Below are 23,559 nucleotides of genomic sequence, written 5' to 3'. Positions count from 1 at the left end.
TGCGAGCCAACTTATCAATTCGGATTAAGCTGATAACAGTGCTTTCGATTCTCTCGCCTTACTTTGGCGTCCCACAAAACCCTTTGGGTGTTGTATGGTTAAGCCGCACGGGCAATTAGTACTGGTTAGCTCAACGTATCGCTACGCTTACACACCCAGCCTATCAACGTCGTAGTCTTCAACGACCCTTTAGGAGACTCGAAGTCTCAGGGATGACTCATCTCAGGGCTCGCTTCCCGCTTAGATGCTTTCAGCGGTTATCGATTCCGAACTTAGCTACCGGGCAGTGCCACTGGCGTGACAACCCGAACACCAGAGGTTCGTTCACTCCGGTCCTCTCGTACTAGGAGCAACTCCCTTCAATCATCCAACGCCCACGGCAGATAGGGACCGAACTGTCTCACGACGTTCTGAACCCAGCTCGCGTACCACTTTAAATGGCGAACAGCCATACCCTTGGGACCGACTTCAGCCCCAGGATGTGATGAGCCGACATCGAGGTGCCAAACACCGCCGTCGATATGAACTCTTGGGCGGTATCAGCCTGTTATCCCCGGAGTACCTTTTATCCGTTGAGCGATGGCCCTTCCATTCAGAACCACCGGATCACTATGACCTACTTTCGTACCTGCTCGACGTGTCTGTCTCGCAGTTAAGCTGGCTTATGCCATTGCACTAACCTCCTGATGTCCGACCAGGATTAGCCAACCTTCGTGCTCCTCCGTTACGCTTTAGGAGGAGACCGCCCCAGTCAAACTACCCACCAGACACTGTCCTCAACCCGGATAACGGGTCTAAGTTAGAACATCAAACATACCAGGGTGGTATTTCAAGGTTGGCTCCACCCGAACTGGCGTCCGGGTTTCATAGCCTCCCACCTATCCTACACAAGTAGGCTCAATGTTCAGTGTCAAGCTGTAGTAAAGGTTCACGGGGTCTTTCCGTCTAGCCGCGGGTACACTGCATCTTCACAGCGATTTCAATTTCACTGAGTCTCGGATGGAGACAGCATGGCCATGGTTACACCATTCGTGCAGGTCGGAACTTACCCGACAAGGAATTTCGCTACCTTAGGACCGTTATAGTTACGGCCGCCGTTTACCGGGGCTTCGATCAAGAGCTTCACCTTACGGCTAACCCCATCAATTAACCTTCCGGCACCGGGCAGGTGTCACACCGTATACGTCCTCTTTCGAGTTTGCACAGTGCTGTGTTTTTGATAAACAGTCCCAGCCATCTGGTCACTGCGACTCTCGTCTGCTTACGGAGCAAGTCCTTCACAAACAAGAGCGTACCTTCTCCCGAAGTTACGGTACTATTTTGCCTAGTTCCTTCACCCGAGTTCTCTCAAGCGCCTTAGTATTCTCTACCTGACCACCAGTGTTGGTTTGGGGTACGGTTCCTATGCAACTGAAGCTTAGAGGCTTTTCCTGGAAGCGTGGCATCAACAGCTTCGTCACCGTAGTGACTCGTCTCGTGTCTCGGAATTAAGCGCCCGGATTTACCTAAGCACTCTCCCTACGCACTTTCACATGGACAACCAACGCCATGCCTGCCTAGCCTTCTCCGTCCCCCCATCGCATTGCATAGAAGTACAGAAATATTAATCTGTTTCCCATCGACTACGGCTTTCGCCCTCGCCTTAGGAGCCGACTCACCCTGCCCCGATTAACGTTGGACAGGAACCCTTGGTCTTCCGGCGTGGAGGTTTTTCACCCCCATTAACGTTACTCATGTCAGCATTCGCACTTCTGATACCTCCAGCATGCCTCCCGACACACCTTCGCAGGCTTACAGAACGCTCCTCTACCGCTCACGCTAAGCGTGAACCCGTAGCTTCGGTGCATAGCTTAGCCCCGTTACATCTTCCGCGCAGACCGACTCGACTAGTGAGCTATTACGCTTTCTTTAAAGGGTGGCTGCTTCTAAGCCAACCTCCTAGCTGTCTAAGCCTTTCCACATCGTTTCCCACTTAGCTATGACTTTGGGACCTTAGCTGACGGTCTGGGTTGTTTCCCTTTTGACAACGGACGTTAGCACCCGCTGTCTGTCTCCCGGATAGTACTCTTGGGTATTCGGAGTTTGCATGGGTTTGGTAAGTCGGGATGACCCCCTAGCCCAAACAGTGCTCTACCCCCCAAGGTATTCGTCCGAGGCGCTACCTAAATAGCTTTCGAGGAGAACCAGCTATCTCCCGGTTTGATTGGCCTTTCACCCCTAATCACAGGTCATCCCCTACTTTTGCAACAGTAGTGGGTTCGGTCCTCCAGTACCTGTTACGGCACCTTCAACCTGCCCATGACTAGATCACCGGGTTTCGGGTCTATACCTTGCGACTGGACGCCCAGTTAAGACTCGGTTTCCCTACGGCTCCCCTATTCGGTTAACCTCGCCACAAAATATAAGTCGCTGACCCATTATACAAAAGGTACGCAGTCACACCACGAAGGTGCTCCTACTGCTTGTACGTACAGGGTTTCAGGTTCTATTTCACTCCCCTCGCCGGGGTTCTTTTCGCCTTTCCCTCACGGTACTGGTTCACTATCGGTCAGTTAGGAGTATTTAGCCTTGGAGGATGGTCCCCCCATATTCAGTCAAGATACCACGTGTCCCGACCTACTCATCGTGTGCAACAACAGCTGGCATTTCATGTACGGGACTATCACCCTGTATCGCGGCACTTTCCAGAGCCTTCCACTATACCAACCGCTGATAAACACACTGGGCTCTTTCCCGTTCGCTCGCCGCTACTGAGGAAATCTCAATTGATTTCTGTTCCTCGGGGTACTTAGATGTTTCAGTTCTCCCGGTTCGCCTCTGCACCCTATGTATTCAGATACAGATACTGACTTATGTCAGTGGGTTTCCCCATTCGGAAATCATTGGCTCAAGCGGTTCTTATCACCTCACCAATGCTTATCGCAGATTAGCACGTCCTTCATCGCCTCTAACTGCCTAGGCATCCACCCTGTACGCTTAGTCACTTAACCATACAACCCCTAAGGGTTTCGCTTGTGCGAACATATCGCCCGTTAATGGCGACATCCGTATGTGACTAACACCTGGTTTTTCGCCGGACGCTCAAAGTAAAACTTGAGAATCTCGTTTAAATTGCAGTGTTATCAGCTTTCCGAATTGTTAAAGAACAGGCTTAAAAAGCCTAAGGTAAGTCGTTGACTTAACTTAGTCTTCTCTCGAGCGAACCTTATTGATGGCGTCCCCTAGGGGATTCGAACCCCTGTTACCGCCGTGAAAGGGCGGTGTCCTAGGCCTCTAGACGAAGGGGACATCAATAATGGTGGAGCTAAGCGGGATCGAACCGCTGACCTCCTGCGTGCAAAGCAGGCGCTCTCCCAGCTGAGCTATAGCCCCAAAAGTGTGGTGGGTCTGAGTGGACTTGAACCACCGACCTCACCCTTATCAGGGGTGCGCTCTAACCAGCTGAGCTACAGACCCACACTTGTATACGCTCTTACCTTTAACCCAAGTAATCTGTGTGGACACTGCAACAGCAGGTATCTCTTTAGTAAGGAGGTGATCCAGCCGCAGGTTCCCCTACGGCTACCTTGTTACGACTTCACCCCAGTCATGAACCACACCGTGGTAAACGCCCTCCCGAAGGTTAAGCTATCTACTTCTGGTGCAGCCCACTCCCATGGTGTGACGGGCGGTGTGTACAAGGCCCGGGAACGTATTCACCGTGGCATTCTGATCCACGATTACTAGCGATTCCGACTTCACGGAGTCGAGTTGCAGACTCCGATCCGGACTACGACGCGCTTTTTGGGATCCGCTTACTATCGCTAGCTTGCTTCCCTCTGTACGCGCCATTGTAGCACGTGTGTAGCCCTACTCGTAAGGGCCATGATGACTTGACGTCGTCCCCACCTTCCTCCGGTTTATCACCGGCAGTCTCCTTTGAGTTCCCGACATTACTCGCTGGCAACAAAGGATAAGGGTTGCGCTCGTTGCGGGACTTAACCCAACATTTCACAACACGAGCTGACGACAGCCATGCAGCACCTGTCTTAGCGTTCCCGAAGGCACCAAGGTATCTCTACCAAGTTCGCTAGATGTCAAGAGTAGGTAAGGTTCTTCGCGTTGCATCGAATTAAACCACATGCTCCACCGCTTGTGCGGGCCCCCGTCAATTCATTTGAGTTTTAACCTTGCGGCCGTACTCCCCAGGCGGTCAACTTAACGCGTTAGCTCCGGAGTCCACGTTTCAAGAACACAAACTCCAAGTTGACATCGTTTACGGCGTGGACTACCAGGGTATCTAATCCTGTTTGCTCCCCACGCTTTCGCACCTGAGCGTCAGTCTTTGGCCAGGGGGTTGCCTTCGCCATTGATGTTCCTTCCGATCTCTACGCATTTCACCGCTACACCGGAAATTCCACCCCCCTCTCCAAGACTCTAGCTTGCCAGTCTTAAATGCAATTCCCAGGTTAAGCCCGGGGCTTTCACATCTAACTTAACAAGCCGCCTGCGTGCGCTTTACGCCCAGTAATTCCGATTAACGCTTGCACCCTCCGTATTACCGCGGCTGCTGGCACGGAGTTAGCCGGTGCTTCTTCTGCGAGTAACGTCACAGCTGATACGTATTAAGCATCAACCTTTCCTCCTCGCTGAAAGTGCTTTACAACCCGAAGGCCTTCTTCACACACGCGGCATGGCTGGATCAGGCTTGCGCCCATTGTCCAATATTCCCCACTGCTGCCTCCCGTAGGAGTCTGGGCCGTGTCTCAGTCCCAGTGTGGCTGATCATCCTCTCAGACCAGCTAGGGATCGTCGCCTTGGTGAGCCGTTACCTCACCAACTAGCTAATCCCACGTAGGTGCATCTGATAGCAAGAGGCCCGAAGGTCCCCCTCTTTGGTCCGTAGACATCATGCGGTATTAGCCATCGTTTCCAATGGTTATCCCCCACTATCAGGCAGCTCCCTACGTATTACTCACCCGTCCGCCGCTCTCAAGGGAAGCAAGCTCCCCTCTACCGCTCGACTTGCATGTGTTAGGCCTGCCGCCAGCGTTCAATCTGAGCCATGATCAAACTCTTCAATTAAAAGCGTTTGATGCTCAATGAATTGCTGAAGTGTTGAACACTTCACTTCATCGAGTAGTTCTCAATTTTTGAGTCTACCCAACTGTGAGTGCCCACACAGATTACTTGGATTCAATTGTTAAAGAGCGTCGCTTTCTCAAGCGAGGAGGCGCATTCTACAGCCTCCCAATACAGTGTCAAGCCCTTTCGCTTCACACTAAACTTCGTTTTTTAAGCCTTTCGACTCAATCCCCGAAGCGAGCCGCCATTCTACTCACTTATCTTTATCGGTCAAGGCCTTTTTAAGCACCGCTTAATCAGCCCTCAACCGCGCTTTCCCTTGGCGACGAGGCGGCATTATAGGGATCTTGTTTCAGATCACAAGATCTTTTTTTAGGGCTCGCAGGAAAAACTAAATAAGGCTAAAACATAAGCAAACTATCTCGGATTAATGCAGTCTGAAGATAGGTAAAGAATAAGAAAGTCATATAGAGAGGGGTCTATGCGTCTGGTACCAAACTATTGCGTACTGCTAGCTACATTGAGCTTGTGCAGCTTGCCGGCACTTGCTGGTCAGGCTTCCCTTCATGATCTGCTAGAAAACCAGGTTGCCCAAAATAATTCTGTCCCCAAAGCAGTGAGCATTCTGGTGCAGAATTACCCGAATGCTTCGGAAGTCATCCTTAATGAAGCGTACCGTAGCTACCCCGATGCCATACCTAAGATCATCAGTGGTATTGCGCAGCAACAACCTGGGTTGTTGTCCCTTGCAGTCGACCAGGCACTGAAACTTCCTGGAGTCGATACGGACGCAGTGGTCCAAGCAGCTATCCATGCCGATCCTGCCTGTTCAGATGTGGTCGTCAATTCTGCTGTTAATGATGAGCCAGCCAGATTCAGCCAGATCATGACCGTGGCACTTTCTACCGAACCGCTGGCTGTAGACAGTATTGTGCAGGTAACAGCCGAGCAGCACCCTGACCATATTAATGAGCTGTTAGCACTGGTGAAAAAGCTGGTGCCCGATCAGGCTGATGAAGCAATGGCCACTGTAAAAGCCATGTTTGCACTCAAGAAAGAAGATGATGTGTCTGCGCAACAAGGAGCGCATCAGCCCTGAAGAAAAAACGCCAATAAAAAAGCCGAGGCAAATGCCTCGGCTTTTTTACAGGTCTGCAGCTTACTCGGCAGCGGCTTCTTCAGCAGCTACGGCAGCAACAGGACGATCAACCAGTTCTACGAATGCCATGGGGGCGTTATCGCCGGCACGGAAACCGCACTTCAGAATGCGCAGGTAACCGCCGGGGCGATCTTGGTAACGCGGACCCAGTTCGTTGAACAGTTTACCCACGACTTCTTTATCACGAGTGCGGGCAAAGGCCAGACGACGGTTAGCAACGCTGTCGATCTTGGCCAGGGTGATCAACGGCTCAACAACGCGACGCAGTTCTTTCGCCTTCGGCACGGTAGTCTTGATAACTTCATGACGAACCAGTGAACTGGCCATGTTACGGAACATGGCCTGGCGATGGCTGCTGTTGCGATTTAGTTGACGACCACTCTTACGATGGCGCATGGGAGTTTCCTTTTAACTAAATCAGTTGAACACGTAACCCGGATTAATCTCTGTCGACCAGACTGGCAGGCGGCCAGTTCTCGAGGCGCATGCCCAGAGAAAGACCACGAGAGGCCAATACGTCTTTGATTTCGGTCAGAGACTTCTTACCCAGGTTAGGCGTTTTGAGGAGCTCTACCTCGGTACGCTGTACCAGGTCACCGATGTAGTGGATGGCTTCTGCTTTGAGGCAGTTAGCCGAACGCACGGTCAGCTCCAAATCATCAACAGGACGCAGCAGGATCGGATCGAACTCCGGCTTCTCTTCTTTCTGTTCCGGCTCGCTCATGTCGCGCAGCTCGACGAAGGCTTCCAGTTGCTCGGCCATAATGGTGGCAGCGCGACGGATAGCTTCCTCGGGATCGATGGTACCGTTGGTTTCCATGTCGATAACGAGTTTGTCGAGGTCAGTGCGTTGTTCAACACGAGCACGTTCCACGTTGTAAGCAATACGCTCAACGGGAGAGAAACCGGCGTCGACCAGCAGGCGGCCCACGGGACGGTCATCCTCTTCCAGAGTCAGACGAGAAGAAGCAGGTACGTAACCGCGACCCATCTCTACTTTGATGCGCATGGAAATTTCCGCGTCGCCAGTCAAAGTGCAGATGTGGTGCTCGGGGTTCATGATTTCCACATCACCGTCAGTAGTGATGTCTGCCGCAACGACAGCGCCAGCGCCACTCTTGGTGAGTGTCAGCATGGCTTCGTTTTTACCGTGCAGCTTCACAGCCAGGCCTTTCAGGTTCAGAAGGATCTCAATAACATCCTCTTGAACACCTTCTTTGCTGGAGTACTCGTGCAGTACGCCATCAATTTCCACTTCCGTTACGGCACAGCCGGGCATGGAAGACAGGAGAATGCGGCGCAGCGCATTGCCAAGTGTGTGGCCGAAACCGCGTTCAAGCGGCTCCAGGGTCACTTTGGCTCGAGTCGGGCTGAGGCTTTCAATGTCCACCAGCCGCGGCTTGAGAAAATCAGTAACAGAACCCTGCATATAGTCCTCTCTAGTGCGTTAAGCTTTACTTGGAGTAAAGCTCGACGATCAGCTGTTCGTTGATGTCGGCGGACAGATCAGTACGCTCAGGAAGACGCTTGTAGGTGCCTTCCATCTTGTCTTTGTCAACTTCCAGCCAGGTCGGCTTTTCACGCTGTTCAGCCAGTTCCAGAGCTGCTTTGATGCGAGCCTGTTTCTTGGCTTTCTCACGGATGGAGACGACGTCATTGACGGAGACCTGGAAGGAGGCAACGTTTACTACTTTGCCATTAACCAGGACCGCTTTGTGGCTCACCAGCTGGCGAGATTCAGCGCGAGTAGCACCGAAACCCATGCGGTAAACCACGTTATCAAGACGGCCTTCCAGCAGTTGCAACAGGTTTGCACCGGTGTTGCCTTTCAGGCGGGCGGCCTCTTTGTAGTAGTTACGGAATTGCTTTTCCAGTACGCCGTAGATACGACGAACTTTTTGCTTCTCGCGCAGCTGTACACCGTAGTCAGACAGACGGGGCTTACGGGCACCGTGTTGACCAGGGGCTTGCTCGAGTTTGCATTTGGAATCAATCGCGCGTACACCGCTTTTCAGGAACAGATCAGTACCTTCGCGGCGGCTGAGCTTGAGCTTAGGACCCAAATATCTTGCCATGTTCTTTCTCCACTATCCTCTAGAAGCGAATTACACGCGACGCTTCTTGGGCGGACGACAACCGTTGTGCGGGATCGGCGTGACGTCGGTGATGTTGGTGATCCGGAAACCGGCAGCATTCAAAGCGCGGATTGCGGATTCACGGCCCGGACCGGGACCTTTCACATTCACTTCCAGGTTTTTCACACCGTACTCAGCAGCAACTACACCAGCACGCTCAGCAGCAACCTGCGCAGCGAAAGGAGTAGACTTACGAGAGCCACGGAAACCAGAGCCACCAGCGGTAGCCCAGGACAGGGCGTTGCCCTGACGGTCAGTGATAGTCACGATAGTGTTGTTGAAAGAAGCATGTACGTGGGCGATACCATCAACCACTTGCTTCTTAACGCGCTTACGTGCGCGAGTCGGAGTTTTAGCCATCGTTTACCTTCCCAAATTATTTCTTGATCGGCTTACGAGGACCCTTACGGGTACGCGCATTGGTTTTGGTGCGCTGACCACGTACGGGCAGACCGCGACGGTGGCGCAGGCCACGGAAGCAACCCAGGTCCATCAGACGTTTGATAGACAGGGTGACTTCACGGCGCAGATCACCTTCAACGGTGTACTTACCGACTTCGTCACGAAGTTTGTCGATTTGCGCTTCATCCAACTCGCGGATTTTCACGCTTTCTTCGATACCAGCGGCGGCACAAATGGCCTTAGCGCGGGTACGACCGACGCCAAAAATGGCAGTCAGTGCGATCACAGCATGTTTATGATCAGGAATGTTAATGCCGGCTATACGGGCCATCAACTGCACTCCTAAAGTAGTGGCTATCTGCGGAAAGCCCGTAAGGATACCCAACAGAAAGCCTGTTTTCAATTAAGCTGACCAGCTATTTGCTGGTCAGCCCCGGATTAGCCTTGCCGTTGCTTGTGCTTCGGCTCAGTGCAAATCACGCGAACCACGCCGTGGCGCTTGATGATTTTGCAGTTGCGGCAAATTTTCTTAACGGATGCACGAACTTTCATTGCTTACTCCGTATGTTCAACGACACCAAAGGCCGGGCTTATCGCCCGTAGCCCTTGAGGTTCGCCTTCTTCATGACCGACTCATACTGATGGGTCATCAGATGAGTCTGCACTTGCGCCATAAAGTCCATGATCACGACGACGATAATGAGCAGTGAGGTACCACCGAAGTAGAACTGCACATTAAAGGCCACCATCATGAACTCAGGGATCAGACACACCAAGGTGATGTAGATCGCACCGGCCAGAGTGAGGCGAGTCATCACTTTGTCGATATAACGAGCAGTTTGCTCGCCTGGGCGAATGCCCGGAATAAAGGCACCGCTCTTCTTCAGGTTTTCAGCTGTTTCACGCGGGTTGAATACCAGCCCGGTGTAGAAGAAACAGAAGAAGATGATGGCTGCTGAATACAGCATCACGTACAACGGCTGACCTGGTGACAGCGACAGAGCAATATCCTGCAACCAAGACAGTGACTGGTTCTGACCGAACCATTGAGCCACAGTGCCCGGGAACAGAATAATGGAGCTGGCGAAGATCGGCGGGATAACCCCAGCCATGTTGATCTTCAGCGGCAGATGCGTACTTTGCGCGGCAAAGACGCGACGGCCTTGCTGACGTTTGGCATAGTTGACGACGATGCGGCGCTGGCCGCGCTCAACGAAAACAACACCAAAGGTGACAGCAACAACTACAACTGCAATCAGGATCGCTACCAGGAAATTCAAATCCCCTTGACGCGCCTGCTCTATTGTCTTGCCGATCGCCGGGGCCAGGCCCGCGACGATACCGGAAAAGATCAGAATGGAGATACCGTTGCCGATACCCCGTTCAGTGATCTGCTCACCCAGCCACATCAGGAACATAGTACCGGTCACCAAGCTGACTACTGCGGTGAAGTAGAAAGCCGGGCCTGGATCCAGCACAAGGCCGTTAACCAGGTTAGGGAGACCGGTTGCGATCCCGAAGGACTGGACAATCGCCAGCGCCAATGTACCCCAGCGTGTGTACTGGCTGATTTTGCGGCGGCCTGCTTCACCTTCCTTTTTCAGTTCGGCGAGCGCAGGGTGCACCACGGTCAGCAGCTGCACGATGATCGATGCCGAAATGTACGGCATGATCCCCAGTGCAAACACGGAGGCACGGGACAAGGCACCACCGCTGAACATGTTAAACATGGCAACGATGGTGTCTTTTTGCTGTGCAAACAGATCGGCAAGAACAGCAGCGTCAATACCAGGAATGGGGACGAAGGAGCCGGCCCGGAAAACGATAATCGCCCCGAGCACGAACAGCAGTCGGCGTTTAAGTTCCGACAGCCCGCCTTGTGCCTTTTGAGTATCCAGTCCTGGTTTAGCCATTGCCTATTATTCCTCGACCTTTCCGCCAGCGGCTTCAATGGCAGCACGGGCACCTTTGGTGACGCGCAGACCACGTACAGTCACAGGACGCTCAATGGCGCCGGACAGTACAACCTTGGCGAATTCAATGTTACGGGTGATGACGTTAGCGTCTTTCAGGCTGTTCAGATCAACCACATCACCTTCTACCTTGGCCAGCTCGGACAGGCGCACTTCGGAAGTCACCAGGGACTTACGAGAAGTGAAGCCGAACTTCGGCAGACGGCGTTGCAGCGGCATTTGACCGCCTTCAAAACCGGCACGTACTTTACCACCACTGCGGCTCTTTTGACCTTTATGGCCACGGCCACCGGTTTTACCCAGGCCAGAACCGATACCACGGCCAACACGCTTAGGTGCGGACTTGGAACCAGCGGCGGGGGACAGGGTATTCAGTTTCATCCGATTAGCCCTCCACCTTCACCATGTAATAGACCTGGTTGATCATGCCACGTACAGCAGGAGTATCTTCCAGCTCTACAGTGTGGTTGATCTTACGCAGGCCCAGACCGCGCAGCGTGGCCTTGTGCTTAGGCAGACGGCCGATAGAGCTGCGAGTTTGAGTCACTTTTACAGTTTTGTTAGCCATTGTGATTACCCCAGAATTTCTTCAACGGTGAGACCACGTTTGGCCGCTACGGCTTCCGGAGACTTAACGTCTACCAGGGCACCGATGGTCGCACGAACCACGTTGATCGGGTTGGTGGAACCATAGGCCTTGGACAGCACGTTGTGCACGCCAGCAACTTCCAGCACGGCGCGCATGGCACCGCCGGCGATGATACCGGTACCCTCAGAGGCAGGCTGCATGTACACCTGGGAGCCGGAGTGACGGCCCTTAACAGGGTGATGCAGGGTGGTGCCGTTCAGAGAGACGGTAACCATGTTGCGGCGAGCTTGTTCCATAGCCTTTTGAATGGCAGCAGGAACTTCACGGGCTTTACCGTAACCAAAACCGATGCGACCGTTGCCGTCGCCCACTACAGTCAATGCAGTGAAGCTGAAGATACGGCCGCCCTTAACTACTTTAGAAACACGGTTAACACTGATCAGCTTTTCGATCAGGTCACCGGCTTGCTTTTCTACGTTCGCCATGACTGCTCCTTAGAACTTCAGGCCGGCTTCACGGGCAGCGTCCGCCAGGGCAGCTACACGACCGTGATATTTAAAACCGGAACGATCGAATGCAACGGTGCTCACGCCTTTTTCAAGAGCGCGCTCGGCGATGGCTTTACCCACTGCTTTGGCAGCATCGATGTTGCCGGAGTATTTCACTTGCTCGGCCAGTGCTTTCTCCAGAGTGGAGGCAGAGGCGATCACTTCAGAACCGTTGGCTGCGATCAGCTGCGCGTAAATGTGGCGCGGTGTACGGTGAACCACCAGACGATTCGCACCCAGCTCTTTAATCTGCTTGCGTACGCGCAGAGCGCGACGAAGACGAGATGCTTTCTTGTCCATAGTGTTACCTTACTTCTTCTTAGCCTCTTTACGCAGAACAGTTTCGTCAGCGTAGCGAACACCTTTGCCTTTGTAGGGCTCGGGCGGACGGTAGCCGCGAACGTTGGCAGCAACTTGGCCGACCAACTGTTTGTCTGCGCCTTTGATAACCACTTCAGTTTGGCTCGGGCACTCGGCAGTGATGCCTTGCGGCAGTTCATGCTCTACCGGGTGAGAGAAGCCCAGGGCCAGGTTCAGCTTGGAACCTTGTACCTGTACTTTGTAACCCACGCCAATCAGTTGCAGCTTACGGCTGAAGCCCTCAGTAACACCGATGACCATGTTATTGATCAGGGCGCGGGCAGTGCCGGCCTGAGCAATTTCAGTAGCACCGTCTTTCAGGCTAACTTTCAGCTGGTTGTCTTCTTGGTTCACGGTCACAGCGTTGTTCAGAACGCGGCTGAGAGTACCGTTTTTACCCTTAACTGTGATTTCCTGGCCGTCGAATTTAACTTCAACGCCGGCAGGAATGGTCACAGGTGCTTTAGCGACACGAGACATTGTTCTACCCCCTTACGCTACGTAGCAGATGATTTCGCCACCCATGCCGGCTTTACGCGCAGCACGGTCGCTCATCACGCCCTTGGACGTAGAGACGATAGCAACGCCCAGACCACCCATTACTTTCGGCAGCTCATCTTTTTTCTTATAGATGCGCAGGCCAGGGCGGGAAACGCGTTGAATGCTCTCGACAACCGGCTTGCCCTGGAAATATTTCAGGGTCACTTCCAGCTCGGGCTTGACGTCGCCAGAAACTTGATAACCGGCGATATAACCTTCTTTCTTCAGCGTCTCGGCGATAGCCACCTTCAGCTTGGAAGAAGGCATGATGACCGCAACCTTGCGGGCCTGTTGGCCGTTGCGGATGCGAGTCAGCATGTCAGCGATAGGATCTTGCATGCTCATAATGCTTCACTCCCGTAAGTGGCTTACCAGCTGGCCTTTTTGAGGCCAGGAATTTCACCGCGCATCGCAGCTTCACGCACCTTGATACGGCTCAGGCCGAACTTGCGCAGGAAGGCGTGCGGACGACCAGTCACACGGCAGCGGTTACGCTGACGGCTGCGGCTGGAATCACGCGGCAGGGATTGCAGTTTGAGCACGGCGTCCCAACGCTCTTCGTCAGAGCTGTTGACGCTGCTGATAGTAGCTTTCAGGGTCGCACGTTTTTCAGCGAACTGAGCTACCAGCTTGGCGCGCTTGGCCTCGCGGGCCTTCATTGATTGCTTTGCCATAACCCTAATTCCTTACTTTTTGAACGGGAAGTTAAAGGCAGCCAGCAGAGCACGACCTTCCTCGTCATTCTTCGCGCTGGTGGTGATGGTGATATCCAGACCACGTACGCGATCGACTTTGTCGTAGTCGATTTCAGGGAAGATGATTTGCTCGCGAACACCCATGCTGTAGTTGCCACGACCGTCGAAAGATTTCGGGTTGAGGCCACGGAAGTCACGGATACGGGGGATAGAAATCGAGACCAAACGCTCGAAGAATTCCCACATACGTTCGCCACGCAGGGTTACTTTGCAACCAATGGGGTAACCTTCACGGATTTTGAAGCCCGCCACGGATTTACGCGCTTTGGTGATGAGCGGCTTCTGACCGGAAATGGCTGCCAGATCGGCAGAGGCATTATCCAGCAGCTTTTTATCAGCCACAGCTTCACCTACACCCATGTTAAGGGTGATTTTCTCAATCCGAGGGACTTGCATGACTGTCTTGTAGCCGAACTCGGTAACGAGCCCAGGCACTACAGTCTCTTTGTAGAAATCATGCAGTTTCGCCATCGTTTACTCCAAAAATCAGTTGATGACTTCGTTATTGGATTTGAAGAAACGGACCTTTTGGCCTTCTTCAAAACGGAAACCGACACGGTCAGCCTTGCCAGTTTTGGGGTTGTAGATGGCTACGTTGGAAACCTGAATAGGGGCTTCTTTTTCAACAATGCCACCCTGAACACCCAGGTAGGGGTTGGGCTTTTGGTGTTTTTTGATGACGTTTACGCCTTCAACGATCAGCTTGCCGGTAGCCAGGACCTTGGTGACTTTGCCACGCTTGCCCTTGTCTTTGCCGGTCAGCACGATCACTTCATCGTCACGACGAATTTTCGCTGCCATTGGGATACTCCTTACAGTACTTCCGGCGCCAGAGAGATGATCTTCATGAACTTCTCAGAACGCAGTTCACGAGTCACCGGGCCGAAGATACGGGTGCCAATGGGTTCCTGCTTAGCATTAAGCAGTACCGCAGCGTTACGATCGAAACGGATCAGTGACCCGTCAGGACGACGCACACCTTTCTTGGTACGCACTACCACCGCGTTAACCACATCACCTTTTTTCACTTTACCGCGCGGAATTGCTTCCTTAACGGTAACTTTGATGATGTCGCCAACAGCGGCATAACGGCGGTGCGAACCACCCAGAACCTTAATACACATTACGCTGCGAGCGCCGCTGTTATCAGCAACGTCGAGCATACTTTGCATTTGGATCATGTTAGTGCTCCGCTAAAAAATAACTACGGCCCAGAATTGGGCCACCTTTGGCTGCCTATAGCAAAGGCGCGACAGTTTAACACCATCACTTTGCAATGGGTAGCGCTAAGGCTAATAAAAATACAATGACCCCGTTGCCGGGGTCATTGCGGTTTTGCGCAGGCTAAGGCGATTAAACCTTGGCCGGACGCTCAACGATTTGCACCAGAGTCCAGGACTTGGTCTTGGACAGCGGGCGACATTCGCGAATAGTCACGACGTCACCAGCTTGGCACTCGTTGTTCTCGTCATGCACGTGCAGCTTGGTGGTACGCTTGATGAACTTACCGTAGATCGGGTGCTTCACAAAGCGCTCGATAGCAACAGTGATGGACTTGTCCATCTTGTCGCTGACCACGCGGCCCTGCAGCGTACGAACAGTCTTCTCAGTCATTACGCACCTGCCTTCTCGTTGAGAACAGTCTTCACGCGTGCAATATTGCGACGCACTTTCTTGAGCTCGTGAGACTGTGACAGCTGACCAGTTGCTGACTGCATGCGCAGGTTGAATTGCTCACGCAGCAGATTGATCAGCTCAGCGTTCAGCTCTTCAACGCTCTTGTTACGAAGATCAGTCGCTTTCATTACAGTACCGTCCGAATCACAAAGGTGGTCTTAAACGGCAGTTTGGCGGCCGCCAGGGCGAACGCTTCACGTGCCAGCTCTTCGGAGACACCGTCCATTTCATACAGGACTTTGCCGGGTTTGATTTCGGCGACCCAGTATTCAACGGAGCCTTTACCTTTACCCATCCGCACTTCCAGAGGCTTCTCGGAGATCGGCTTGTCGGGGAATACCCGGATCCAGATCTTACCTTGACGCTTGACGTGACGGGTCATGGCACGACGGGCAGCTTCAATTTGACGAGCAGTCATGCGACCACGGCCAATGGCTTTCAGACCAAAGGTACCGAAGGAAACCTTGGCACCGGCTTGCGCCAGACCACGGTTACGCATCTTGTGCTGCTTACGGAATTTTGTACGTTTCGGTTGCAACATCGCTGGAACTCCTTACTTGCCACCTTTGCCTTTCTTCTTGGGCTCAGGCTGGACTTCGGCAACCGGCATACCGCCCAGGATCTCACCTTTGAAGACCCAGACTTTAGTGCCGATCACGCCGTAAGTGGTGTGAGCTTCGGAAGTGGCATAATCGATGTCAGCGCGCAGGGTGTGCAGCGGCACACGGCCTTCACGGTACCATTCGGTGCGAGCGATTTCGGCGCCACCAAGACGGCCGTTCACTTCTACCTTGATACCCTTGGCACCCAGACGCATGGCGTTTTGTACCGCACGCTTCATAGCGCGACGGAACATGACGCGGCGCTCCAGCTGGCTGCTGATGCTGTCAGCTACCAGTTGCGCGTCCAGCTCAGGCTTGCGCACTTCGCTGATGTTGATTTGCGCGGGCACGCCGGCAATTTTGGCAACAGCTTTGCGCAGCTTCTCAACGTCTTCACCTTTCTTACCAATCACCACACCCGGACGGGCAGTGTGAATGGTAACGCGGATGGACTTAGCCGGGCGCTCGATAACGATGCGGGATACAGAAGCGGCTTTCAGTTCCTTTTTCAGGAACTGACGCACTTCGTGATCGCCATGCAGGTTGTCAGCAAAATCTTTGGTGTCCGCGTACCAGGTCGCGTTCCAAGGCTTCACGATGCCCAGGCGGATACCATTAGGATGTACTTTCTGTCCCATTGCTTATCTCCTGGATTAACGCTCAGCGACAACCACAGTAATGTGGCTGGTGCGCTTGAGGATACGATCCGCACGACCTTTGGCGCGGGGCATGATGCGTTTCATGGACGGACCTTCGTCAACGAAGATCTTCGCCACTTTCAATTCATCAATGTCCAGACCGAAGTTGTGCTCGGCATTGGCAATGGCTGAATCCAGTACCTTCTTGACCAGGGCGGCAGCTTTCTTGTCGCTGAAGGTCAGAGTGTCGATGGCCTTAGCCACGGGCAGACCGCGAACCTGATCAGCAACCAGGCGAGCCTTCTGCGCAGAGGTACGGGCAAAACGATGTTTAGCGATAGCTTCCATCTTTTACTCCTTAACGCTTCTTGGCTTTCTTGTCCGCGGCGTGACCACGGTAAGTACGGGTCGGCGCGAACTCGCCCAGCTTGTGACCGATCATTTCGTCGGAAACGTATACCGGAACGTGCTGACGACCATTATGGACAGCGATGGTCAAACCGATCATGTTCGGAATGATCATTGAACGACGGGACCAAGTCTTGATTGGTTTCTTGTCCCCGCTTTCCACCGCTTTCTCTACCTTCTTCAGCAAGTGCAGGTCGATAAACGGACCTTTCTTGAGAGAACGTGGCATGGTGATTCCTCTAGCTTATTTACTTGCTACGACGGCGTACGATGAACTTATCGGTACGCTTGTTCTTGCGGGTTTTGGCGCCCTTGGTAGGCTTGCCCCACGGAGAAACCGGGTGACGACCACCAGAGGTACGGCCTTCACCACCACCGTGCGGGTGATCTACCGGGTTCATGGCAACACCACGAACGGTCGGACGAACACCGCGCCAGCGTTTGGCACCAGCTTTACCCAGTTGACGCAGCATGTGCTCAGCGTTGCCCACTTCACCTACGGTGGCGCGGCAATCAGCAGGCACTTTGCGCATTTCGCCACTGCGCAGACGCACAGTCACGTAAGCACCGTCGCGAGCAACGATCTGAACATAAGCACCAGCGGAACGAGCCAGCTGAGCGCCTTTGCCAGGCTTCATTTCTACAGCGTGAACGGTAGAACCAACAGGGATGTTGCGCATCGGCAGGGCGTTACCTGCTTTGATAGGCGCATCTACACCGGATTGGATCTTGTCGCCAGCCTGCAGGCCTTTGGGGGCCAGGATGTAACGACGCTCACCGTCAGCGTACAGAACCAGCGCGATGTTGGCGCTACGGTTCGGATCGTATTCCAGACGCTCAACAGTGGCAGGAACGCCATCTTTGGTGCGTTTGAAATCGATGATCCGGTAATGCTGCTTGTGACCACCACCGATATGACGGGTAGTGATGCGGCCAGCATTGTTACGACCACCAGACTTGGACTTTTTGTCCAGCAGGGCGGCGTGCGGTTTGCCTTTGTGCAGCTCAGGGTTAACCACTTTAACAACGTGGCGGCGACCCGGAGATGTCGGCTTACATTTAACGATAGCCATAGCTCTGAATCCTCCCCTTACTCAGCGCCGCCGAAGTCGATCGCTTGACCGGCCTTCAGGGTCACATAGGCTTTTTTCCAATCACTGCGACGGCCGGTACGGGCGCCGTGGCGTTTGGTTTTGCCTTTGACGTTTACGGTGCGAACTGCGTCCACTTCCACTTCGAAGAGCTTTTCTACGGCAGCCTTAACTTCGGCCTTGGTAGCGTCAGTAGCGATTTTCAACACAACAGTGTTGAACTTCTCGGCTACCAGCGTGCTCTTTTCAGAGACGTGAGGGGCGCGAATGACTTTCAGAATGCGTTCTTCACGGATCATGCCAGCATCTCCTCGAGTTGCTTAACAGCACCAGCGGTCATCAGCACCTTGTCGAAGGCGATCAGAGACACCGGGTCGATACCGGCCACGTCGCGCACGTCGACCTTGTACAGGTTGCGAGCAGCCAGGAACAGATTCTCGTCGACTTCTTGAGTCACGATCAGCACGTCCTTCAGCTCCAGCTCGCCGAGCTTGGCAACCAGTTCTTTGGTCTTGGGTGCAGAAACACCGAAGTTCTCGACAACAACCAAACGCTCCTGACGAACCAGTTCAGACAGGATGCTTTTGATCGCGCCGCGATACATTTTCTTGTTAACTTTTTGCTCGTAATTTTGCGGTTTGGCCGCAAAATTCACACCACCGGAGCGCCAGATCGGGCTGCGGATGGTGCCGGCACGGGCACGGCCGGTGCCTTTTTGACGGAAGGGCTTCTTGCCGCCACCGGATACTTCTGAGCGGGTCTTCTGAGCGCGGGTACCCTGACGAGCAGCAGCAGCGTAGGCTACAACTACTTGGTGTACCAGGGCTTCATTCAGCTCACGCCCAAAGGTAGCTTCGGAAACTTCAAGAGCGCCTTGCGCGTCTTTCAATACCAATTCCATCACCTATCTCCTCAGACGTTACGCTTTCACAGCGGGTTTAACGATGAGGTCACCACCGGTGGCGCCGGGTACAGCACCTTTTACCAGCAGCAGGCCGCGCTCGGCATCTACACGAACCAGTTCGAGGTTCTGAGTAGTGACGCGCTCGTCGCCCATGTGACCAGCCATCTTCTTGCCCTTGAATACCTTACCCGGGGATTGGTTTTGACCAATAGAACCGTGTACGCGGTGAGACAGGGAGTTACCGTGAGTAGCGTCTTGAGTGCGGAAGTTCCAACGCTTAACGGCACCTGCGAAGCCTTTACCTTTAGAGGTACCGGTCACGTCAACTTTCTTGACGTCTTCGAACAGGGTTACGCTCAGCTCGGCACCCAGCTCCAGGCCTTCGCCTTCGCCGTCTGCCAGACGGAATTCCCACAGGCCACGGCCGGCTTCAACACCAGCTTTGGCAAAGTGACCCGCTTGCGGTTTAGTCACACGGTTGGCTTTCTTGGAGCCAGTGGTGATTTGCAGCGCGCGGTAACCGTCGGTATCCAGAGTCTTAACCTGGGTAACGCGGTTGCTTTCTACTTGGATTACGGTCACGGGAATGGAAACGCCGTCTTCAGTGAAGATACGGGTCATCCCGATTTTTTTACCGACTAGACCAATAGCCATTATAAACCTCTAAGACTGTTCAGAGTGTTGCCACGCAGAGGATCAGCCCAGGCTGATCTGTACGTCGACGCCAGCGGCCAGATCAAGGCGCATCAGGGCGTCAACAGTCTTGTCGGTGGGTTCTACGATATCCACCAGACGCTTGTGAGTACGGATCTCATACTGATCCCGCGCATCTTTGTTGACGTGCGGGGAGATCAGCACGGTGAAACGCTCTTTGCGAGTAGGCAGCGGAATAGGACCGCGAACCTGGGCACCAGTGCGCTTAGCCGTTTCCACGATTTCCGCAGTAGACTGATCGATCAAACGGTGATCGAAAGCCTTCAGGCGGATACGGATACGCTGATTAGCCATTGCAATTGACTCCGTTAAAAAGAACTAAAGAGCTACAGACAAAAAAACACACTTCTACCACATCTCTAATGAGATGGGAGAAGCGATTCTCTTATCCGTCAGCCCCATATCGGGGCTGCTGTAGTGGCGAACCAATTGTTCACCTGTTTCAGCAAGAGCATTACCTTCACATAGAAGGTCGGGGCATTATACGTAGCCGTCAGCCAATTTCAACCCCAGCGCACAAAAATCCAGCACTGCCCTGCCCTTCACGCAAAAAAAGGGGCGCCGAGGCGCCCCTTCTTCTGGCAATCACCGCGATTAGGCGATGATTTTGGCTACTACGCCGGCGCCTACAGTACGGCCACCTTCGCGGATAGCGAAACGCAGACCTTCATCCATGGCGATAGGAGCGATCAGCTCTACTACCATCTGGATGTTGTCGCCAGGCATTACCATCTCTACGCCTTCTGGCAGTTCGATGGTGCCGGTCACGTCAGTAGTACGGAAGTAGAACTGCGGACGGTAGCCTTTGAAGAACGGAGTATGACGACCACCTTCTTCTTTGCTCAGCACGTACACTTCGGATTCGAACTTGGTGTGCGGCTTGATGGAGCCAGGCTTACACAGTACTTGGCCACGCTCGACTTCGTCACGCTTGGTACCACGCAGCAGAACACCTACGTTCTCACCAGCGCGGCCTTCGTCCAGCAGCTTGCGGAACATTTCTACGCCGGTACAAGTGGTTTTGGTGGTCGGGTTGATACCGACGATTTCCACTTCTTCACCAACTTTAACGATGCCTTGCTCTACACGACCGGTTACTACGGTACCGCGGCCGGAGATGGAGAACACGTCTTCCACGGGCAGGATGAACGGCTTGTCGATAGCGCGCTCCGGCTCAGGGATGTAGGTGTCCAGGGCTTCGCCCAGCTCGATGATCTTGGCTTCCCACTCAGCGTCGCCTTCCAGCGCTTTCAGAGCAGAACCCTTGATGACCGGCAGGTCGTCGCCAGGGAAGTCGTAGGCGGACAGCAGTTCGCGCACTTCCATTTCGACCAGCTCTTGCAGCTCTTCGTCATCAACCATGTCGCACTTGTTCATGAACACGATGATGTAAGGAACGCCTACCTGGCGACCCAGCAGGATGTGCTCACGGGTTTGCGGCATCGGGCCGTCGGTGGCTGCTACTACCAGGATCGCGCCGTCCATCTGGGCAGCACCGGTGATCATGTTTTTGACGTAGTCGGCGTGGCCGGGGCAGTCAACGTGGGCGTAGTGACGAGTCGGGGTATCGTACTCAACGTGAGAGGTGTTGATGGTGATACCACGAGCCTTTTCTTCCGGCGCGTTATCGATTTGATCGAAAGCGCGGGCAGCACCGCCGTAGGTTTTGGCCAGTACGGAAGTGATGGCGGCAGTCAGGGTGGTTTTACCGTGGTCAACGTGACCGATGGTACCTACGTTGACGTGGGGTTTTGTACGTTCAAATTTTTCTTTAGACACGGCTAAAATCCTTCATGTAAAAGGGGGCCAGCCACTGAGCTGGCCCTTTTTCGCTATGTATTACTCGCCAGCTTTGCGAGCTTCGATAACTTCTTTGGCGATGTTGTTCGGACACTCTTGGTACTTCAAGAACTCCATGGAGTAAGAAGCACGGCCTTGAGTGGCAGAACGCAGGTCGGTAGCGTAACCGAACATTTCGGAAAGCGGTACCTGGCCACGGACGATCTTACCGGACGGGCCGTCATCCATGCCTTCGATGAGGCCACGGCGACGGTTGATGTCACCGATCACATCACCCATGTTTTCCTCGGGCGTTTCGACTTCTACCTTCATGATAGGTTCGAGCAGCACGGGGTTGGCTTTCATAAAGCCGGTTTTGAAACCCATAGAGGCAGCGATTTTAAACGCCATCTCGTTGGAGTCCACGTCGTGGTAAGAACCGTCGTACAGGGTAACTTTCAGGTCTTCGATGGGGAAGCCGGCGAGAACACCGTTCTTCATCTGTTCCTGAACACCTTTATCAACGGCCGGGATGTATTCCTTAGGAACCACACCGCCCACGATGGCGTTGACGAATTCGTAGCCTTTGCCTTCTTCGACTGGCTCAATGCGCAGCCAAACGTGACCGAACTGACCGCGGCCACCGGACTGACGTACGAACTTACCTTCGACTTCAACGCTGTTGCGGATGGTTTCGCGGTAGGAAACCTGCGGCTTACCTACGTTGGCTTCAACCTTGAATTCACGTTTCATACGGTCAACGAGAATTTCCAGGTGCAGCTCACCCATACCAGCGATGATGGTTTGGCCAGACTCTTCGTCGGTCCAAACGCGGAAGGAGGGGTCTTCCTTGGCCAGACGACCCAGAGCCAGACCCATTTTTTCTTGGTCAGACTTGGTCTTCGGCTCAACGGCAACGGAGATTACCGGCTCAGGGAATTCCATGCGCTCCAGGATGATCGGATCAGCTTCGGTACAGAGGGTTTCACCGGTGGTGACGTCCTTCAGGCCGATGGCAGCGGCGATGTCGCCGGCGCGAACTTCGCTGATCTCTTCACGCTTGTTGGCGTGCATCTGTACGATACGGCCGATACGCTCACGCTTGTCTTTGGTGGCGTTCAGAACCGAGTCACCGGAGTTAACCACACCGGAGTAAACGCGGAAGAAGGTCAGAGAGCCAACGAACGGGTCGGTAGCAATCTTGAACGCCAGAGAAGAGAAGGGCTCGTCATCGCTAGACTTACGCACAGCGACTTCACCGTTGGGCAGTTCACCCTTGATCGGCGGAACGTCGGTAGGCGCAGGCAGGAACTCGATAACGGCATCCAGCATGGCCTGAACACCCTTGTTCTTGAACGCAGAACCCAGGGTACAAAGAATGATGTCAGTGCTCAGCACGCGTGCGCGCAGGCCTTCTTTGATTTCCTCTTCGGTCAGCTCTTCGCCGCCGAGGTACTTTTCCATCAGTTCTTCGTTGGCTTCAGCGGCTGCTTCCACCATGTTCATGCGCCATTCGTCGGCCAGGTCCTGCATGTCGGCAGGAATGTCTTCGTAGGTGAAAGTGGTACCCATATCTTCTTCAGACCAGTTGATGGCCTTCATCTTGATAAGGTCGATAACACCTTTGAAGTGCTCTTCGGCGCCGATAGGCAGCTGAATTGGAACCGGGGTGGCTTTCAGGCGGGTTTTGATTTGATCAACAACGCGCAGGAAGTTGGCACCGGTACGGTCCATTTTGTTGACGAAGGCGATACGGGGTACGTGGTACTTGTTCGCCTGGCGCCATACGGTTTCGGACTGGGGCTGAACGCCGCCCACAGCGCAGTAAACCATTACCGCACCATCCAGAACACGCATTGAACGCTCTACCTCGATGGTAAAGTCAACGTGTCCGGGAGTGTCGATGATGTTGATGCGGTGCTCGGGGAACTGCTTACCCATGCCGCTCCAGAAAGCGGTGGTGGCAGCGGAGGTAATGGTGATACCACGCTCCTGCTCCTGCTCCATCCAGTCCATGGTGGCAGCGCCATCATGTACTTCACCGATCTTGTGAGAAACACCGGTATAGAACAGGACCCGCTCAGTGGTGGTCGTTTTACCTGCATCGATGTGAGCGCTGATACCGATATTGCGGTAGCGCTCGATAGGTGTTTTGCGAGCCACGATAGCTTTCCTCTAATTAAGAAACCTATGGTGATGCTGTGAAATAGGTGGCCCCCGA

The 23,559-nt window shown here is 53.7% G+C and carries 31 protein-coding genes, 3 tRNA genes and 2 rRNA genes; 1 reads left to right on the top strand and 35 read right to left on the bottom strand.

What is annotated here, in order from left to right; translation table 11 throughout:
- Positions 1 to 94: 94 nt before the first annotated feature.
- The 5 genes from AC22G1_RS01605 to AC22G1_RS01585 form a co-directional block, all read right to left on the bottom strand.
- Positions 95 to 2,990 (bottom strand): 23S ribosomal RNA (locus AC22G1_RS01605).
- 222 nt (positions 2,991 to 3,212) lie between these two features.
- Positions 3,213 to 3,288, bottom strand: a tRNA-Glu gene (locus AC22G1_RS01600).
- An 8-nt stretch (positions 3,289 to 3,296) separates the two neighbouring features.
- Positions 3,297 to 3,372: transfer RNA gene (locus AC22G1_RS01595), tRNA-Ala, on the bottom strand.
- A gap of 7 nt (positions 3,373 to 3,379) precedes the next feature.
- A tRNA-Ile gene (locus AC22G1_RS01590) sits at positions 3,380 to 3,456 on the bottom strand.
- A 71-nt stretch (positions 3,457 to 3,527) separates the two neighbouring features.
- A 16S ribosomal RNA gene (locus AC22G1_RS01585) occupies positions 3,528 to 5,064 on the bottom strand.
- Together the 16S and 23S rRNA genes with 3 tRNA genes alongside form the textbook arrangement of a ribosomal RNA operon.
- A 481-nt stretch (positions 5,065 to 5,545) precedes the next feature.
- On the opposite strand from AC22G1_RS01585, the gene AC22G1_RS01580 reads away from it, so the two are divergent.
- Entirely contained in the window at positions 5,546 to 6,163 is a 618-nt protein-coding gene (locus tag AC22G1_RS01580) for a hypothetical protein (protein WP_487315217.1), read from the top strand.
- Positions 6,164 to 6,223: 60 nt separating this feature from the next.
- On the opposite strand, the gene rplQ is transcribed toward AC22G1_RS01580, so the two are convergent.
- From rplQ to fusA, 30 genes are all read right to left on the bottom strand, one after another.
- Positions 6,224 to 6,619: a 50S ribosomal protein L17 gene (rplQ, locus tag AC22G1_RS01575; RefSeq protein WP_050660933.1), complete on the bottom strand. Its 396-nt coding sequence runs from the start codon at positions 6,617 to 6,619 to the stop codon at positions 6,224 to 6,226.
- Positions 6,620 to 6,662: 43 nt separating this feature from the next.
- Entirely contained in the window at positions 6,663 to 7,652 is a 990-nt protein-coding gene (locus AC22G1_RS01570; protein WP_050660934.1) for a DNA-directed RNA polymerase subunit alpha, read from the bottom strand.
- Between the two features lie 25 nt (positions 7,653 to 7,677).
- Positions 7,678 to 8,298, bottom strand: a complete 621-nt coding sequence (gene rpsD, locus AC22G1_RS01565; protein ID WP_050660935.1) for a 30S ribosomal protein S4 — start codon at positions 8,296 to 8,298, stop codon at positions 7,678 to 7,680.
- 30 nt (positions 8,299 to 8,328) lie between these two features.
- Positions 8,329 to 8,718 carry a 30S ribosomal protein S11 gene (gene rpsK, locus AC22G1_RS01560; RefSeq protein ID WP_008486796.1) on the bottom strand — a complete coding sequence of 130 codons (390 nt, stop codon included), beginning with the start codon at positions 8,716 to 8,718 and terminating at the stop codon, positions 8,329 to 8,331.
- Between the two features lie 16 nt (positions 8,719 to 8,734).
- Complete coding sequence (gene rpsM / locus AC22G1_RS01555) at positions 8,735 to 9,091, bottom strand: 30S ribosomal protein S13 (RefSeq protein WP_050660936.1); 357 nt, start codon at positions 9,089 to 9,091, stop codon at positions 8,735 to 8,737.
- 107 nt (positions 9,092 to 9,198) lie between these two features.
- Positions 9,199 to 9,312: a 50S ribosomal protein L36 gene (rpmJ, locus tag AC22G1_RS01550; protein WP_008486798.1), complete on the bottom strand. Its 114-nt coding sequence runs from the start codon at positions 9,310 to 9,312 to the stop codon at positions 9,199 to 9,201.
- Between the two features lie 38 nt (positions 9,313 to 9,350).
- Positions 9,351 to 10,673, bottom strand: coding sequence for a preprotein translocase subunit SecY (gene secY, locus AC22G1_RS01545; RefSeq protein ID WP_050660937.1), 1,323 nt, complete (start codon positions 10,671 to 10,673; stop codon positions 9,351 to 9,353).
- 6 nt (positions 10,674 to 10,679) lie between these two features.
- Positions 10,680 to 11,114, bottom strand: a complete 435-nt coding sequence (gene rplO, locus AC22G1_RS01540; protein WP_008486800.1) for a 50S ribosomal protein L15 — start codon at positions 11,112 to 11,114, stop codon at positions 10,680 to 10,682.
- A 4-nt stretch (positions 11,115 to 11,118) separates the two neighbouring features.
- Positions 11,119 to 11,301 (bottom strand): 50S ribosomal protein L30, encoded by a 183-nt coding sequence (gene rpmD, locus AC22G1_RS01535; RefSeq protein ID WP_008486801.1) that lies wholly within the window; start codon positions 11,299 to 11,301, stop codon positions 11,119 to 11,121.
- 5 nt (positions 11,302 to 11,306) lie between these two features.
- The gene (gene rpsE, locus AC22G1_RS01530; protein WP_008486802.1) at positions 11,307 to 11,807 is read right to left on the bottom strand and encodes a 30S ribosomal protein S5; all 501 of its coding nucleotides are present in this window, start codon (positions 11,805 to 11,807) and stop codon (positions 11,307 to 11,309) included.
- A gap of 9 nt (positions 11,808 to 11,816) precedes the next feature.
- Positions 11,817 to 12,170, bottom strand: a complete 354-nt coding sequence (rplR, locus tag AC22G1_RS01525) for a 50S ribosomal protein L18 (protein WP_050660939.1) — start codon at positions 12,168 to 12,170, stop codon at positions 11,817 to 11,819.
- 9 nt (positions 12,171 to 12,179) lie between these two features.
- Positions 12,180 to 12,710 carry a 50S ribosomal protein L6 gene (gene rplF, locus AC22G1_RS01520; protein ID WP_487315216.1) on the bottom strand — a complete coding sequence of 177 codons (531 nt, stop codon included), beginning with the start codon at positions 12,708 to 12,710 and terminating at the stop codon, positions 12,180 to 12,182.
- A 12-nt stretch (positions 12,711 to 12,722) separates the two neighbouring features.
- The gene (rpsH, locus tag AC22G1_RS01515; protein WP_487315215.1) at positions 12,723 to 13,115 is read right to left on the bottom strand and encodes a 30S ribosomal protein S8; all 393 of its coding nucleotides are present in this window, start codon (positions 13,113 to 13,115) and stop codon (positions 12,723 to 12,725) included.
- Positions 13,116 to 13,138: 23 nt separating this feature from the next.
- Positions 13,139 to 13,444, bottom strand: coding sequence for a 30S ribosomal protein S14 (gene rpsN, locus AC22G1_RS01510; RefSeq protein WP_008486806.1), 306 nt, complete (start codon positions 13,442 to 13,444; stop codon positions 13,139 to 13,141).
- A gap of 12 nt (positions 13,445 to 13,456) precedes the next feature.
- Complete coding sequence (gene rplE / locus AC22G1_RS01505) at positions 13,457 to 13,996, bottom strand: 50S ribosomal protein L5 (protein WP_050660942.1); 540 nt, start codon at positions 13,994 to 13,996, stop codon at positions 13,457 to 13,459.
- Between the two features lie 15 nt (positions 13,997 to 14,011).
- Positions 14,012 to 14,326 carry a 50S ribosomal protein L24 gene (gene rplX / locus AC22G1_RS01500; RefSeq protein WP_050660943.1) on the bottom strand — a complete coding sequence of 105 codons (315 nt, stop codon included), beginning with the start codon at positions 14,324 to 14,326 and terminating at the stop codon, positions 14,012 to 14,014.
- 11 nt (positions 14,327 to 14,337) lie between these two features.
- Positions 14,338 to 14,706 carry a 50S ribosomal protein L14 gene (rplN, locus tag AC22G1_RS01495; protein ID WP_008486809.1) on the bottom strand — a complete coding sequence of 123 codons (369 nt, stop codon included), beginning with the start codon at positions 14,704 to 14,706 and terminating at the stop codon, positions 14,338 to 14,340.
- A 172-nt stretch (positions 14,707 to 14,878) separates the two neighbouring features.
- Positions 14,879 to 15,139 carry a 30S ribosomal protein S17 gene (gene rpsQ, locus AC22G1_RS01490; protein WP_050660944.1) on the bottom strand — a complete coding sequence of 87 codons (261 nt, stop codon included), beginning with the start codon at positions 15,137 to 15,139 and terminating at the stop codon, positions 14,879 to 14,881.
- Complete coding sequence (rpmC, locus tag AC22G1_RS01485) at positions 15,139 to 15,330, bottom strand: 50S ribosomal protein L29 (protein WP_050660945.1); 192 nt, start codon at positions 15,328 to 15,330, stop codon at positions 15,139 to 15,141. The genes rpsQ and rpmC overlap by 1 nt, the downstream gene beginning before the upstream one ends.
- The gene (gene rplP, locus AC22G1_RS01480; RefSeq protein ID WP_008486813.1) at positions 15,330 to 15,743 is read right to left on the bottom strand and encodes a 50S ribosomal protein L16; all 414 of its coding nucleotides are present in this window, start codon (positions 15,741 to 15,743) and stop codon (positions 15,330 to 15,332) included. The genes rpmC and rplP overlap by 1 nt, the downstream gene beginning before the upstream one ends.
- A 12-nt stretch (positions 15,744 to 15,755) precedes the next feature.
- Positions 15,756 to 16,442, bottom strand: coding sequence for a 30S ribosomal protein S3 (rpsC, locus tag AC22G1_RS01475; protein WP_050660946.1), 687 nt, complete (start codon positions 16,440 to 16,442; stop codon positions 15,756 to 15,758).
- A gap of 15 nt (positions 16,443 to 16,457) precedes the next feature.
- The gene (rplV, locus tag AC22G1_RS01470; protein ID WP_050660947.1) at positions 16,458 to 16,790 is read right to left on the bottom strand and encodes a 50S ribosomal protein L22; all 333 of its coding nucleotides are present in this window, start codon (positions 16,788 to 16,790) and stop codon (positions 16,458 to 16,460) included.
- Positions 16,791 to 16,800: 10 nt separating this feature from the next.
- A complete protein-coding gene (rpsS, locus tag AC22G1_RS01465; protein WP_008486816.1) occupies positions 16,801 to 17,079 on the bottom strand; it encodes a 30S ribosomal protein S19 in 279 nt (92 codons plus the stop codon).
- Between the two features lie 19 nt (positions 17,080 to 17,098).
- Complete coding sequence (gene rplB, locus AC22G1_RS01460) at positions 17,099 to 17,923, bottom strand: 50S ribosomal protein L2 (protein ID WP_050660948.1); 825 nt, start codon at positions 17,921 to 17,923, stop codon at positions 17,099 to 17,101.
- A gap of 17 nt (positions 17,924 to 17,940) precedes the next feature.
- The gene (rplW, locus tag AC22G1_RS01455) at positions 17,941 to 18,240 is read right to left on the bottom strand and encodes a 50S ribosomal protein L23 (protein WP_050660949.1); all 300 of its coding nucleotides are present in this window, start codon (positions 18,238 to 18,240) and stop codon (positions 17,941 to 17,943) included.
- Positions 18,237 to 18,842: a 50S ribosomal protein L4 gene (rplD, locus tag AC22G1_RS01450; RefSeq protein ID WP_050660950.1), complete on the bottom strand. Its 606-nt coding sequence runs from the start codon at positions 18,840 to 18,842 to the stop codon at positions 18,237 to 18,239. Before rplD ends, rplW begins: the two co-directional genes overlap by 4 nt.
- 18 nt (positions 18,843 to 18,860) lie before the next feature.
- Positions 18,861 to 19,499, bottom strand: a complete 639-nt coding sequence (gene rplC / locus AC22G1_RS01445; protein ID WP_050660951.1) for a 50S ribosomal protein L3 — start codon at positions 19,497 to 19,499, stop codon at positions 18,861 to 18,863.
- A gap of 42 nt (positions 19,500 to 19,541) precedes the next feature.
- Positions 19,542 to 19,853, bottom strand: coding sequence for a 30S ribosomal protein S10 (gene rpsJ, locus AC22G1_RS01440; protein ID WP_008486823.1), 312 nt, complete (start codon positions 19,851 to 19,853; stop codon positions 19,542 to 19,544).
- Between the two features lie 300 nt (positions 19,854 to 20,153).
- Complete coding sequence (tuf, locus tag AC22G1_RS01435; protein ID WP_123422713.1) at positions 20,154 to 21,338, bottom strand: elongation factor Tu; 1,185 nt, start codon at positions 21,336 to 21,338, stop codon at positions 20,154 to 20,156.
- A gap of 60 nt (positions 21,339 to 21,398) precedes the next feature.
- Positions 21,399 to 23,501, bottom strand: coding sequence for an elongation factor G (gene fusA / locus AC22G1_RS01430; protein ID WP_487315214.1), 2,103 nt, complete (start codon positions 23,499 to 23,501; stop codon positions 21,399 to 21,401).
- Positions 23,502 to 23,559: the final 58 nt, after the last annotated feature.

The organism is Gallaecimonas zhanjiangensis (assembly GCF_057624825.1).
Note: the sequence above shows the minus strand (reverse complement) of the source record. Positions and strands in the feature narration are given on the sequence as shown.

Coding starts and splice junctions, on each gene's coding strand:
- AC22G1_RS01580 (WP_487315217.1), top strand. CDS start 5,546: ATGCGTCTGGTACCAAACTATTGCGTACTGCTAGCTACATTGAGCTTG.
- rplQ (WP_050660933.1), bottom strand. CDS start 6,619: ATGCGCCATCGTAAGAGTGGTCGTCAACTAAATCGCAACAGCAGCCAT.
- AC22G1_RS01570 (WP_050660934.1), bottom strand. CDS start 7,652: ATGCAGGGTTCTGTTACTGATTTTCTCAAGCCGCGGCTGGTGGACATT.
- rpsD (WP_050660935.1), bottom strand. CDS start 8,298: ATGGCAAGATATTTGGGTCCTAAGCTCAAGCTCAGCCGCCGCGAAGGT.
- rpsK (WP_008486796.1), bottom strand. CDS start 8,718: ATGGCTAAAACTCCGACTCGCGCACGTAAGCGCGTTAAGAAGCAAGTG.
- rpsM (WP_050660936.1), bottom strand. CDS start 9,091: ATGGCCCGTATAGCCGGCATTAACATTCCTGATCATAAACATGCTGTG.
- rpmJ (WP_008486798.1), bottom strand. CDS start 9,312: ATGAAAGTTCGTGCATCCGTTAAGAAAATTTGCCGCAACTGCAAAATC.
- secY (WP_050660937.1), bottom strand. CDS start 10,673: ATGGCTAAACCAGGACTGGATACTCAAAAGGCACAAGGCGGGCTGTCG.
- rplO (WP_008486800.1), bottom strand. CDS start 11,114: ATGAAACTGAATACCCTGTCCCCCGCCGCTGGTTCCAAGTCCGCACCT.
- rpmD (WP_008486801.1), bottom strand. CDS start 11,301: ATGGCTAACAAAACTGTAAAAGTGACTCAAACTCGCAGCTCTATCGGC.
- rpsE (WP_008486802.1), bottom strand. CDS start 11,807: ATGGCGAACGTAGAAAAGCAAGCCGGTGACCTGATCGAAAAGCTGATC.
- rplR (WP_050660939.1), bottom strand. CDS start 12,170: ATGGACAAGAAAGCATCTCGTCTTCGTCGCGCTCTGCGCGTACGCAAG.
- rplF (WP_487315216.1), bottom strand. CDS start 12,710: ATGTCTCGTGTCGCTAAAGCACCTGTGACCATTCCTGCCGGCGTTGAA.
- rpsH (WP_487315215.1), bottom strand. CDS start 13,115: ATGAGCATGCAAGATCCTATCGCTGACATGCTGACTCGCATCCGCAAC.
- rpsN (WP_008486806.1), bottom strand. CDS start 13,444: ATGGCAAAGCAATCAATGAAGGCCCGCGAGGCCAAGCGCGCCAAGCTG.
- rplE (WP_050660942.1), bottom strand. CDS start 13,996: ATGGCGAAACTGCATGATTTCTACAAAGAGACTGTAGTGCCTGGGCTC.
- rplX (WP_050660943.1), bottom strand. CDS start 14,326: ATGGCAGCGAAAATTCGTCGTGACGATGAAGTGATCGTGCTGACCGGC.
- rplN (WP_008486809.1), bottom strand. CDS start 14,706: ATGATCCAAATGCAAAGTATGCTCGACGTTGCTGATAACAGCGGCGCT.
- rpsQ (WP_050660944.1), bottom strand. CDS start 15,139: ATGACTGAGAAGACTGTTCGTACGCTGCAGGGCCGCGTGGTCAGCGAC.
- rpmC (WP_050660945.1), bottom strand. CDS start 15,330: ATGAAAGCGACTGATCTTCGTAACAAGAGCGTTGAAGAGCTGAACGCT.
- rplP (WP_008486813.1), bottom strand. CDS start 15,743: ATGTTGCAACCGAAACGTACAAAATTCCGTAAGCAGCACAAGATGCGT.
- rpsC (WP_050660946.1), bottom strand. CDS start 16,442: ATGGGACAGAAAGTACATCCTAATGGTATCCGCCTGGGCATCGTGAAG.
- rplV (WP_050660947.1), bottom strand. CDS start 16,790: ATGGAAGCTATCGCTAAACATCGTTTTGCCCGTACCTCTGCGCAGAAG.
- rpsS (WP_008486816.1), bottom strand. CDS start 17,079: ATGCCACGTTCTCTCAAGAAAGGTCCGTTTATCGACCTGCACTTGCTG.
- rplB (WP_050660948.1), bottom strand. CDS start 17,923: ATGGCTATCGTTAAATGTAAGCCGACATCTCCGGGTCGCCGCCACGTT.
- rplW (WP_050660949.1), bottom strand. CDS start 18,240: ATGATCCGTGAAGAACGCATTCTGAAAGTCATTCGCGCCCCTCACGTC.
- rplD (WP_050660950.1), bottom strand. CDS start 18,842: ATGGAATTGGTATTGAAAGACGCGCAAGGCGCTCTTGAAGTTTCCGAA.
- rplC (WP_050660951.1), bottom strand. CDS start 19,499: ATGGCTATTGGTCTAGTCGGTAAAAAAATCGGGATGACCCGTATCTTC.
- rpsJ (WP_008486823.1), bottom strand. CDS start 19,853: ATGGCTAATCAGCGTATCCGTATCCGCCTGAAGGCTTTCGATCACCGT.